Consider the following 11515-nt stretch of genomic DNA (forward strand, 5'->3'; position numbering starts at 1 on the left):
TGCGGAGGGTCCGGATGACACGCTGCGACACACGATTTCCTGGCGTCAAAATTTCAACTTTTTCAACGAGATGCGCATTCATCTTCGCTTTGTTTGTGCACAGGGGAAAAGCGGCGCTAGAATCGCCATCAGCAGTCGCGCACGGGTCCAACCGATGAAAAAGAACAGCCTGCGTCGTCCGATCCGTTCGGCGGCCACCGGTTTGCTGGGCATGTTGATGCCCGTTGCCTTGTCCACCACCGCGCAGACCCCGCCGGCATTGCCACCGATGCCGGCCAACATCGAATCGGCCGCCGCCACCGCCGTCGCCCACACCCAGCCGGCGGCTTACCGCACCGGCCTGGTGCCGCAGGTGCAGGCGCCGGCCGCAGGCTTCAATGTCGCCAACATCGAGTCGATGGCACAGCAGCTCACCTATGGCGAGCGCGTGCCGGGCATGGCGGTGGCGATCGTGCAGGGCGGCCGCATCCTCAGCGCACGCGGCTATGGCGTCACCGACGTCAACAATCCGCTGCCCGTCGATGCGCACACCGTGTTCCGTCTGGCCTCGCTGTCCAAGGCATTCGCCGGCACCATGGCCGGCCTGCTGGTCAACGACGGCACCCTGCGTTGGGACAGCAAGGTCACCGACTACGTGCCAGGCTTCCGCCTGAATTCACCGGAGGCCACCGATCGCCTGACCGTCGCCGACGTGCTCAGCCATCGCGTCGGCCTGCCGTACAACGCCTACGACCGCGACATCGAAGGCAACGCCGAGTACTACGCGCTGACCCAGAAGCTGGCCAATACCAGCCTCAAGTGCCTGCCGGGCGACTGCTACGCGTACCAGAACGTGGCCTTCAGCCTGATCGGCGACGTGGTCTATGCCGCCTCGGGCAGCTTCTACGAGCAGTCGGTCGAGCGCCGCATCTTCAAGCCGCTGGGCATGAACGATGCCAGCCTCGGCCTGGCCGGCATCCAGGCGAGCTCGCGCTGGGCGCGTCCGCACGTGCGCAGCCGCAACGGCTGGGTGTCGCTGACGCCGAAGCCGACCTACTACCGCGTCGCCCCGGCCGCCGGCGTCAACGCCAGCGCCAGTGACATGGCGCAGTGGCTGCTGGCCCACACCGGGCACCGCCCGGACGTACTGCCGGCACCGCTGCTGGCCACGCTGCACTCCAGCCTGATCAACACCCCCGGCGAGATGCGTTCGGGCTGGCGCCGCGAGCGCCTGCATTCTGCCGGCTACGCACTGGGCTGGCGCACCTTCGACTACGCCGGCCACGACGTGGTGTTCCATGCCGGCGCGGTGCAGGGCTACCGCGGCCTGGTCGCGCTGGTGCCGGAACGCGATCTCGGCATCGCCATCATGTGGAACGGCGAAAGCGGCCTGCCCAGTGGCCTGCTGCCGACCGTGCTCGATTCCGCGCTCGGCCTGCCGGCGCAGCGCTGGCTGGACGTGGACACCGACTTCGGCAGCGACAACCTGATGGCCGAGGGCGCGAGCCCCGCACAGCAGGACAAGCGCAAGGGCAAGGGTGCTTCGAGCAACCGCGCGGTGGCCTCTCCGCGCTGATCTGGCGAGCTGTGCCGTAAGCATGAGGGGCGGCCTGCGGGCCGCCCTTTTTGTTCGTCTGCAGCGAGCCGTGCCCGACTGCCGATGATCGGTGGAGTCGAGCACGCTCGACCCTGCAAGTGCGGGGACGCAGTCGACTGACAGCCGACTCTACCGTTGCCCACGCCAGCGAGCACCCATAAAAAAACCCCCTCCCTGCTGGGCAACAGGGAAGGGGGTTTCAGGGTACGGCTATCGGGAAATACTTAGATCAGCGGCGCCGGGGTTGCCGGCAGAGCGACCGGAGCGGCCTTCTTCTTGCGGGCGGCCGGCTTGCGCTTGGCAACCTTCTTCGCTGCCTTCTTCGGGGCAGCCTTCTTGGTCGCCTTCTTCGCGGTCTTCTTGACTGCCTTCTTGGCGGTCTTCTTCACCGCCTTCTTTGCAGTCTTCTTTACTGCCTTCTTGGCGACCTTCTTGGCCGGCTTGCGGGCAGTGGCCTTCTTGGCAGTCTTCTTGGTGGCCTTCTTGGCTACCTTCTTGACGGCCTTCTTCGCGGTCTTCTTGACGGCCTTCTTGGCAGTGGACTTCTTGGCTACCTTCTTCGCCGCCTTCTTCACTGCCTTCTTCGCAGTGGTCTTCTTGGCGACCTTCTTCGCAGCCTTCTTCACTGCCTTCTTGGCGGTCGCCTTCTTCGCGACCTTCTTCACTGCCTTCTTGGCAGCGGCCTTCTTCGCGACCTTCTTCACCGCTTTCTTGGCGGCGGGCTTCTTCTTCGCAGCTTTCTTGGTTGCCATGGGATGGCTCCTCGTCAGTGATAGGGAGTTGAAACGCCCAGGTGGATCAAACCCGCGGGTGCTGCGTGCGGGGACCGCCGGCGCGTCAGGCGCGCCGTTACGGATGCGGCAATGCCCGCCTCGATCGGCGGAGCGGGCATCGGAACGGGAGGTGCCTTGCATTTCTCCGGGGGAAGCGGGGCCATGTCCACCGTCATCAGGGTCGCGGTGGTCTTGAAGGGGCTGCTTCGCATCGGACGATTGATTCTGCGCACTCGGTTGGGCAGGCAAGGTCTGCTGAGGCGAAACCTAATCACGGTTTTTTTTACTGTCAACAACCCCCGCGAAAAATTTTCACATCCGCGCCATTCCCGGTGGCACCTGCACGGCCGTTGCGCTCCGCCCGCAACGACCCGCAAAGCACGATGCACGCGCGCCGGCGACAACACCAGCAACGCATGCGTTGTACAAAAACCACTTGAAATAAGCACTCCGCGCAGATGCATGCATGAGATTGGCAATGACCGGTGTACATCGCCAACAGCGGTCGTCGGCAGCGCCAACGCCAGCACAACGGCACCGCAACGGGGGGCGAAAAGTTTTCACATCCGGACGTGCCGACGCAGGGTGGAAACGCGGATTTGCGCAAAACTGCGCATGCCCGTCGGTACCGCCCACAGGCCCGCTGATGCCGCGCCGAGGGTGCGCAGCGAACCCTGCGTCATGAGTCCGACGCGTTCGCCAAAACAAAAACGGCCACCCGAAGGTGGCCGTGTCCGAACCCGGAAGCGACGACTCAGTGGTCTTCGTTTTCCAGGGCTTCGGCGTATGCGTCCGGGTCCAGCAGTTCGTTGACCTCTTCGGCGTTGGTCAGTTCGACCACGAACATCCAGCCTTCGCCGTAGGCATCTTCGTTGATGGTTTCCGGCTTGTCGGACAGCGCCGAGTTGACCTCGACGACCTTGCCGCTGATCGGGCTGTAGACGTCCGAGGCGGCCTTCACCGACTCGACGACGGCAATCTGTTCGCCGGCCTTGGCGTCGGCGCCGACTTCCGGCAGTTCGACGTAGACCAGGTCACCGAGCAGGCCCTGTGCGTGGTCGGAAATACCGACGGTGACGCGGCCGTTGCCTTCGACACGGGCCCACTCATGGGACTTGAGGAACTTGAGGTCGCCGGGGATCTCGCTCATGGGACTGCTCCAGAGATATGCAGGGGTGGAAAAAACGGGGCTAGTGTAACCAACCGGCCGCCACTGCTGTCAGTGACGGCGGGCATGTTCGGATCAGGCGTCGGCAAGCACGCCGGGCTGGGCCTGGCCTTCGCGCACGAAGGGGAACTTGACCACGCGCACCGGCACCTGCCGGCCACGGATATCGACGGTGACCTCGCCGAGTTCGCCGGCCGGCACGCGGGCAAACGCGATGCCCTTGGCCAGGCTTGGCGAGAAGGTGCCGGACAGGATCTCGCCCTGGCCGCTGGCGGTGGTCACCGCCTGGCCGTGGCGCAGCACGCCCTTCTCGTCCATCACCAGGCCGATCATCTGGCGCGCGGTGCCGGCAGCCTTCTGCGCTTCCAGCACGTCGCGGCCGATGAAGTCGCGGCCTTCGTCCAGCGACACGGTCCAGGCCAGTGCCGCTTCATAGGGGCTGATCTCTTCGTCCATGTCCTGGCCGTACAGGTTCATGCCGGCTTCCAGGCGCAGCGTGTCGCGCGCACCGAGGCCCGCCGGCTTCACGCCCGCGGCCAGCAGGCGGTTCCAGAACGCGACCACGGCATCCTGCGGCAGCAGGATTTCGAAACCGTCCTCGCCGGTGTAGCCGGTGCGGGCAACGAACAGCTCGACGCCCTCGTCAGACTGCACCTGCAGGGCGGCAAAGCGGCCCAGCTTGGCCAGCGCTGCACGGTCGGCTTCGCGGGCCAGGCCGATCACGATGTCGCGCGCCTGCGGACCCTGCACGGCGAGGATGGCCAGATCCGGGCGCTGCTCGACGGAAACGCCGAACGGCGCGGCCTGCTCGCGCAGCCAGGCCAGATCCTTCTCGCGGGTGGAGGCGTTGACCACCATGCGGAAGAAGTCGTCGCCGAGGTAATAGACGATCAGGTCGTCGATGACGCCGCCGCGCGGATTCAGCATGCACGAGTACAGCGCCTTGCCCGGCACCTTCAGCTTGTCGACCGAGTTGGCCAGCAGGCGACGCAGGAACGGCTTGACCTGGTCACCGCGCAGGTCGACCACGGTCATGTGGCTGACGTCGAACACACCCGACTCGCGGCGCACCAGGTGGTGCTCATCCAGCTGCGAGCCGTAGTGGATGGGCATGTCCCAACCCCCGAAATCGACCATCTTGGCGCCAAGGGCGCGGTGGGTATCGTTGAGCAGCGTCTTCTGGGTCATGACCGGGTCCGGCAGCAGAGGAAACAAGAATCCCCATTATCCCAGATCGGTCGCCCGCAGGCGCGCCGCAGCGCAGCGGCTACAGGGGGCGGTCTGCTGCCTCGACCTGCAGCGTGCTGCCCTGCACCGCCACCACCCGCACCAGGCTGCCGGCCTGCAGTTCCGGGCCGCTGACCTGCCAGTACGCGTCGTCGATGCTGACCCGGCCCTGCCCGCCGACGATGCCCTGCTGCAACGGCACCACCCGTCCGACCAGCTGCTCGGCGCGGCGGTTGAGCAACGGCGCATCGCTGGGCCGCGCCCTCGCCCTGCCCCAGCGCCGGTAGCACTGGATCGAAACAATGCTCAGCAGCACGAACGCCACCACCTGCCACAACAGGGGAATGCCACTGAACACGGCCACCAGTACGAACACGGCCGCCGCGCCGATGCCGATCCACAACATGAACGCGCCTGGCGCCAGTGCCTCGGCGGCAAACAGCAGCAATGCCAGTGCGCCCCAGCCTACGACTTCCCAGCGCATGTCAGCCCCCGATCGGCGGGGGTCGCTTGCCCGCCGGTGCATTGCCCTGGGACGCCAGCGCCTGCTTGGCCAGCTCGGCCACGCCGGCGATGGAACCGATCACGCCACTGGCTTCCATCGGCATCAGCACCAGCTTCTGGTTCGGCGAGCTCGCCAGTTCCTTGAACGCCTCCACGTACTTCTGGGCGACGAAGTAGTTGATCGCCTGCACGTCGCCCTCGGCGATCGCCGCCGACACCACCTTGGTGGCCATGGCCTCGGCTTCGGCCAGGCGCTCGCGCGCCTCGGCATCGCGGAACGCGGCCTCGCGGCGACCCTCGGCTTCCAGCACGGTGGCCTGCTTCTCGCCATCGGCGCGCAGGATCTCCGACTGCCGCGAGCCTTCTGCCTCGAGGATCTGCGCGCGCTTCTCGCGCTCGGCCTTCATCTGCCGGGCCATCGCATCCAGCAGGTCACGCGGTGGCTGGATGTCGCGGATCTCGATGCGGTTGACCTTCACGCCCCAGGGGTTGGTGGCATGATCGACCACGCTCAACAGCTGGGCGTTGATCACCTCGCGCTGGCTCAGCGATTCGTCCAGGTCCATCGAACCGATCACGGTACGGATGTTGGTCTGCACCAGGGCGATCATCGCCACTTCCAGATTGGCCACCTCGTAGGCAGCCTTGGCCGCGTCCAGGACCTGGAAGAACACCACGCCGTCCACGCGCACGGCCGCGTTGTCCTTGGTGATCACTTCCTGGCTGGGTACGTCCAGCACCTGCTCCATCATGTTCACCTTGCGCCCGACGCCGTAGACGATCGGAATCAGGAAGTGCAGGCCGGGGGTCATGGTGTGCGTGTAGCGCCCGAAGCGCTCGACGGTCCATTCGTATCCCTGCGGCACCATCCGTACTGCCTTGAACAGAATGACCACGGCCACGAAGGCCAGTACCACGGTAAAGAACATGGTGGGGAACATCGCGCTTTCCTTATCTATGACGTCCAGGCCCCAGCATAGCGCGTGAAGGCGGCATGCACAGCCAGGGCTACCAGGGCACCCGTCCGCGCAGGATGTCGGCGAACATCACCCAGTCACCCACGAACGAATACAGGGGATGCCGGAAGGTGGCCGGGCGGTTCTTCTCGAAGAAGAAGTGGCCGACCCAGGCGAATCCATAACCGCAGGCGAGCGCGGCCAGCAGCAGAGCCGGCTGTCCACGCAGGATCGCTGCGGCGAGCAGCAGCAGGACCCCGCAGCTGCCGATGAAGTGCAGCCGGCGCGACACCGGATGGCGGTGCTCGCTGAGGTAGAACGGATAGAACTCGCGGAAGCTGGCGAAACGGGACATGCACGTGCTCCGGGGCCGTGGTCACCGCCATCATGCGCCTTCCTGGGAGGGAAAGCGGCAGTGCATGATCCGGTGGCGCCGCCTTTGTAGAGTCGAGCCATGCTCGACTGGCCCTCGCAAAAGCAGTCGAGCATGGCTCGACTCTACAGAAGAGCGGAATCCGCCGGGCATGGCTCGACTCTACAGAAGGCCGGAGCAGCCGAGCACGCTCGACGCTACACAGAAGGGGTGCGCGGCCCGAACATGATCACCGCCATGCCGGCCAGGCACAGGGCTGCACCGATCAGATCCCAGCGGCTGGGACGGATGCCGTCGACCAGCCACAACCAGAACAGCGCGGTGCCGATGTAGACGCCACCGTAGGCGGCATAGACGCGGCCGCTGGCGGTCGGATGCAGGGTCAACAGCCACGCGAACAGGGCCAGGCTGGCCGCCGCCGGCAGCAGCAACCAGACGCTCCCGCCCTTGCGCAGCCACAACCAGGGCAGGTAGCAGCCCACGATCTCGGCCAGCGCAGTCAGCAGGAACAGGGCGAGTGTCTTCACGCCTTTTCCGCCGCCTTGGCGCGCTGCCACAAGCCTTCCTGCGCGTCCAGGTCCATCGCCGCCAACGTGCTGCCCTGCGCTTCGGCCTGCGCTTCCATCGAACGGAAGCGACGCTCGAACTTGTGATTGGCCCCGCGCAGCGCGGCGCCGAGGTCGATCTCGGCGTGACGGGCCAGGTTCGCGCAGACGAACAGCAGGTCGCCCAGCTCTTCCTGCAGCCGCGCCTTGTTGCCGGCAAGGTCGCCGCGTTCGAATTCCTCGCGCAGTTCCTGCAGCTCCTCGGCCGCCTTGTCCAGCACCGGCAGCGGCCCCGGCCAGTCGAAACCGACCTTGGCCGCACGCGACTGCAGTTTCACCGCCCGCTGCCATTCCGGCAGGCCGCGCGAGATGCCGGCCAGCGCGGAGGTGTCCTGCTCGCCCTTGGCGGCGCGCTCGGCGCGCTTGATCGCCTCCCAGTTGCGCATCACCCCATCGGCATCATCGACGCTGACGTCGGCGAACACATGCGGATGGCGACGCTGCATCTTGTCGCTGATCGCGCGGGCGACGTCAGCAAAGGCGAAAGCGCCCTGCTCCTCGGCCATGCGCGCATGGAACGCCACCTGCAGCAGCAGGTCGCCCAGCTCGTCACAGAGATCGTCGAGGTCGCCCCGGTCGATCGCATCGGCGACCTCGTAGGCTTCCTCGATGGTGTACGGCGCGATGGTCGCGAAGTTCTGCTCCAGGTCCCACGGGCAGCCGCCCTGCGGATCGCGCAGGCGCGCCATGATCGACAGCAGGCGCTCCAGTTCGGTGCTGGCAGCGCTGCGCTGGGTGGGGGTGTCATGCGCGCTCATGCGGCCTCCAGGGTCAATCGGACAACCAGTCGCGCCACGGCAGGCTGGTGTCACCAAGGGCAATGAAATCGCCGTTCAACAGGGTTTCGCGGCGGTTGTAGCGGAAGGGCTTGCCGGTCGCAGCCGACAGTACCGCGCCGCCCGCGGCGTGCAGCACGCACTGGCCGGCGGCGGTATCCCATTCGGAGGTCGGGCCGAGCCGCGGGTAGACGTCCAGGCCGCCTTCGGCGATCCGGCAGAACTTCAGCGACGAGCCCTGGGCAATGGTCTCGATGCGGCCCATGCGGGCCAGCAGCGCCTCGGTCTGCGCTGAACGGTGCGAGCGGCTGGCGGCCACCCGCAGCGGCGCGATGGCCGGCGTACGCGTGCGCAGCACGGTGTCGTGCAGGCCCTGGCGCCGGTAGGCCAGCTCGCCACGCATGGCATGCCAGAGGATGCCGGTGACCGGGGCCAGGACCACGCCGAAGGCCGGCGCCCCCTGGTAGATCAACGCGATGTTGACGCTGAACTCGCCGTTGCGCTTGACGAACTCGCGGGTGCCGTCGAGCGGGTCGACCAGCCAGTACGCGCTCCAGTGGCGACGCTGCTCCCACGGCACCTGCGCCGATTCCTCGGACAGGATCGGCAGGTCCGGGGTCAGCTGCTGCAGGCCCTGTTCGATCACCTGGTTGGCGGCCAGGTCGGCCGCGGTGACCGGGCTGTCGTCAGCCTTGAACTGCACGTCAAAGCCATCGGCATAGACCTGCATGATGGCGTGTCCGGCTTCCTGGGCGATGGCGATGGCCGTCTCGCGCAGGTCCGTGGTCAGCTTGATCATCGCGCTCCCTGCAGCCACTGGCGGGCGATGAACAGCGCCGCCAGCGAGCGCCCTTCGGAGAAGTCCTCGCGCAGCATCAGCTGGTCCAGCTCGGCCAGTTTCCACGGCACGACTTCCAGTTCCTCCGGCTCGTCGCCGGGCAGTTTCTCCGGGTAGAGGTCGCGTGCCACCACCAGCCACGACTGATGGCTCATGTAGGTCGGGGCCAGGGTCATCGCGCGCAGCACGTCGACCCGGCGCGCGCCATAGCCGGCCTCTTCCTTCAGCTCGCGGTCTGCCGCCTGCTCGGGCGTCTCGCCGGCGTCGATCCGGCCCTTGACCAGGCCCAGCTCGTAGCGATGCATGCCAGCCGCGTATTCACGTACCAGCAGCACGGTCTCCTCGTCGAGCATCGGCACCACCACCACCGCACCATGGCCACGGCTGACCAGGCGCTCGAAGCGACGGCGCTCGCCGTTGGAGAACTCCAGGTCCAGATGCTGGCGCTGGAAGGGGCCGTTTTCCTCATCGGTGATCCGATGGATGATCGGCAAGCGACGGCCGGCACGGTCATCGTTCATGCGGAATCTCCGCGGCGGCCGGCGTCTGCGCCGGGGCCGATAGAATGTGCAGGCAGCAACATGTTCATGAGCCCGAAATGCTAGCAGACCCAACCCCCTCCCCGCTGGCCCGCCAATGGCGGCAGCGCGACCTGCAGGTGCTGTGGCACCCCTGCACGCAGATGCGCGAGCATCCGCACACCCTGCCGCTGGTGCCGATCGCCCGCGGCGAAGGCGCATGGCTGATCGACCACGACGGCAATCGCTACCTGGATGCGGTCAGCAGCTGGTGGACCAACCTGTTCGGCCACGCCGAGCCACGCATCGGCGGCGCCATTGCGGCGCAGGCCATGCAACTGGAGCAGGTGATGCTGGCTGGCTTCGGCCATGAACCGGCCATCATCCTGGCCGAGCGCCTGCTGGCGCTGGCACCGACCCAGGCTGGCCGCGAGCCGTTGTCCAAGGTGTTCTACGCCGACAACGGTTCGGCCGGCGTGGAAGTGGCGCTGAAGATGGCGTTCCAGTATTTCCAGAACCGCGGTGAGTCCCGCCGCACCCGCTTCATCTCACTGGAGAACGGCTACCACGGCGAGACCCTGGGCGCCTTGGCGCTGGGTGACATTCCGCTGTACCGCCGTGTCTATGCGCCGCTGCTGGCCGAAGGCCTGTTCGCGCCCTCGCCCGATGCCTATCTGGCCGAGCCGGGCCAGAGCCCGGCCGAACGTGCGCGCCACGCCGCCGATGGGCTGGCCACGCTGTTCGACCAGCACCCGGGCGAGATCTGCGCGGTGATCCTGGAGCCGCGCCTGCAGTGCGCGGGCGGCATGCGCATGTACGACCCGGTCTACCTGCAGCGCGTGCGCGAACTGTGTGATGCACATGGTGCGTTCATGATCGCCGACGAGATCGCCACCGGCTTCGGCCGCACCGGCACCTTGTTCGCCTGCGAACAGGCCGGGGTAATGCCGGACCTGATGTGCCTGTCCAAGGGCCTGACCGGCGGCTTCCTGCCACTGGCCGCGGTGCTGGCAACACAGGCCCTGTACGACGCCTTCCTCGATGACTCGCGCGAGCGCGCGTTCCTGCATTCGCACAGCTACACCGGCAATCCGCTGGCCTGCGCGGCCGCCCTGGCAACGCTGGACATCTTCCGCGACGACGATGTGATCGCCCGCAACCGCGGGATCGCTTCGGTGATGGGCACGCTGGCGGCACCGTTTGCCGACCACCCGCACGTGGCCGACGTGCGCCAGGCCGGCATGGTGGTGGCGTTCGAGCTGTCGCGTGACGGCGACAAGCGCACGCCGTTCGACCCGGGCCTGCGGCTGGGGCTGCACGCCTACAAGGCTGCATTGAAGCGTGGCGTGGTGCTGCGCCCGCTGGGCGACGTGCTGTACTGGATGCCACCCTACTGCGTGGACGACGAACAACTGGAGCTGCTGGCACATACCACGCTGGCAGCGATTGACGAGGCGATTGCATGCGCGTGACCCGCTGCCCCATCGACCTGGCGCTGCACAGCGGCCAGACCCTGACCCTGCCGGAAGAGACCGCCAACCACCTGGTGCGGGTGATGCGCCTGCGCGAAGGCGATGCCTGTGTGCTGTTCAACGGCGACGGCCATGACTACAGCGCCACCCTCACCGTGGCCGGCAAGCGCGAGGTTCAGGTCCGCATCGACGCAGTGGAGAGAGTGGCCAACGAATCACCGTTGGCCATCACCCTGCTGCAGGGTATCGCCCGTGGCGAGAAAATGGACCTTATCCTGCAGAAGGCCACGGAACTGGGCGTGGCAGCGATCATTCCGGTCAACGCCGAGCGCACCGAAGTGAAACTCGATGCGGCCCGCGCCGAGAAACGCGTGGCGCACTGGAACAATGTGGTGACTTCGGCCTGCGGCCAGTCCGGGCGTGCGCGCATTCCGCAGGTCGGTTCGCCGCTGTCACTGGCGCAGGCTGCGGCGGCACTGCCTGCCGATACATTGCGGCTGACACTGGACCCGCAGGGCGCGCATCGGCTGTCGACGCTGGATGCCGCGCCCATCGGCGGCATCGTGATTGCCATCGGTCCGGAAGGCGGTTGGTCGCCGCGTGACCGAGACCAGTTGGCGGCGGCCGGGTTCCAGGGATTGCAGCTGGGCCCGCGCATCCTGCGCACGGAAACCGCCGGCCTGGCCGCGATCGCGGCACTGCAGGCGCGGTTGGGCGATCTGGGATAAG

Annotated in this window: 13 protein-coding genes; 3 read left to right on the forward strand and 10 right to left on the reverse strand. The window is 66.8% G+C overall.

What is annotated here, in order from left to right; translation table 11 throughout:
• Window positions 1–154 precede the first annotated feature (154 nt).
• Window positions 155–1555, forward strand: a complete 1401-nt coding sequence (locus tag N440_RS13250; protein ID WP_006464418.1) for a serine hydrolase domain-containing protein — start codon at window positions 155–157, stop codon at window positions 1553–1555.
• A 245-nt stretch (window positions 1556–1800) separates the two neighbouring features.
• Here N440_RS13250 and N440_RS13255 read toward each other — a convergent pair whose 3' ends face one another.
• From N440_RS13255 to nudE, 10 genes are all read right to left on the reverse strand, one after another.
• The gene (locus N440_RS13255) at window positions 1801–2328 is read right to left on the reverse strand and encodes a hypothetical protein (protein ID WP_049458041.1); all 528 of its coding nucleotides are present in this window, start codon (window positions 2326–2328) and stop codon (window positions 1801–1803) included.
• 775 nt (window positions 2329–3103) lie between these two features.
• On the reverse strand, window positions 3104–3499 hold the full coding sequence (gcvH, locus tag N440_RS13260; protein WP_006464497.1) for a glycine cleavage system protein GcvH: 396 nt from the start codon (window positions 3497–3499) through the stop codon (window positions 3104–3106).
• Between the two features lie 93 nt (window positions 3500–3592).
• Entirely contained in the window at window positions 3593–4705 is a 1113-nt protein-coding gene (gcvT, locus tag N440_RS13265; protein WP_133935356.1) for a glycine cleavage system aminomethyltransferase GcvT, read from the reverse strand.
• A 79-nt stretch (window positions 4706–4784) separates the two neighbouring features.
• The gene (locus tag N440_RS13270; protein ID WP_049458043.1) at window positions 4785–5228 is read right to left on the reverse strand and encodes an NfeD family protein; all 444 of its coding nucleotides are present in this window, start codon (window positions 5226–5228) and stop codon (window positions 4785–4787) included.
• Between the two features lies 1 nt (window position 5229).
• Window positions 5230–6189, reverse strand: coding sequence for an SPFH domain-containing protein (locus N440_RS13275; protein ID WP_008268117.1), 960 nt, complete (start codon window positions 6187–6189; stop codon window positions 5230–5232).
• Window positions 6190–6256: 67 nt separating this feature from the next.
• Entirely contained in the window at window positions 6257–6559 is a 303-nt protein-coding gene (locus N440_RS13280; protein WP_006464557.1) for a DUF962 domain-containing protein, read from the reverse strand.
• Window positions 6560–6774: 215 nt separating this feature from the next.
• On the reverse strand, window positions 6775–7104 hold the full coding sequence (locus N440_RS13285; RefSeq protein ID WP_049458045.1) for a YnfA family protein: 330 nt from the start codon (window positions 7102–7104) through the stop codon (window positions 6775–6777).
• Complete coding sequence (mazG, locus tag N440_RS13290; protein ID WP_133935357.1) at window positions 7101–7940, reverse strand: nucleoside triphosphate pyrophosphohydrolase; 840 nt, start codon at window positions 7938–7940, stop codon at window positions 7101–7103. Before mazG ends, N440_RS13285 begins: the two co-directional genes overlap by 4 nt.
• A gap of 13 nt (window positions 7941–7953) precedes the next feature.
• A complete protein-coding gene (gene cysQ, locus N440_RS13295; RefSeq protein ID WP_133935358.1) occupies window positions 7954–8757 on the reverse strand; it encodes a 3'(2'),5'-bisphosphate nucleotidase CysQ in 804 nt (267 codons plus the stop codon).
• The gene (gene nudE, locus N440_RS13300; protein ID WP_133935359.1) at window positions 8754–9317 is read right to left on the reverse strand and encodes an ADP compounds hydrolase NudE; all 564 of its coding nucleotides are present in this window, start codon (window positions 9315–9317) and stop codon (window positions 8754–8756) included. Before nudE ends, cysQ begins: the two co-directional genes overlap by 4 nt.
• A 77-nt stretch (window positions 9318–9394) precedes the next feature.
• Between nudE and bioA the strand changes: the two genes are divergently transcribed.
• Window positions 9395–10786: an adenosylmethionine--8-amino-7-oxononanoate transaminase gene (gene bioA, locus N440_RS13305; protein ID WP_243831349.1), complete on the forward strand. Its 1392-nt coding sequence runs from the start codon at window positions 9395–9397 to the stop codon at window positions 10784–10786.
• Window positions 10777–11514, forward strand: coding sequence for a 16S rRNA (uracil(1498)-N(3))-methyltransferase (locus N440_RS13310; RefSeq protein ID WP_133935361.1), 738 nt, complete (start codon window positions 10777–10779; stop codon window positions 11512–11514). Before bioA ends, N440_RS13310 begins: the two co-directional genes overlap by 10 nt.
• Window position 11515: the final 1 nt, after the last annotated feature.

The sequence above is a fragment of the Stenotrophomonas sp. CC22-02 genome, from assembly GCF_004365115.1.
In the GTDB taxonomy this organism is placed as follows: Bacteria; Pseudomonadota; Gammaproteobacteria; order Xanthomonadales; family Xanthomonadaceae; genus Stenotrophomonas; species Stenotrophomonas forensis.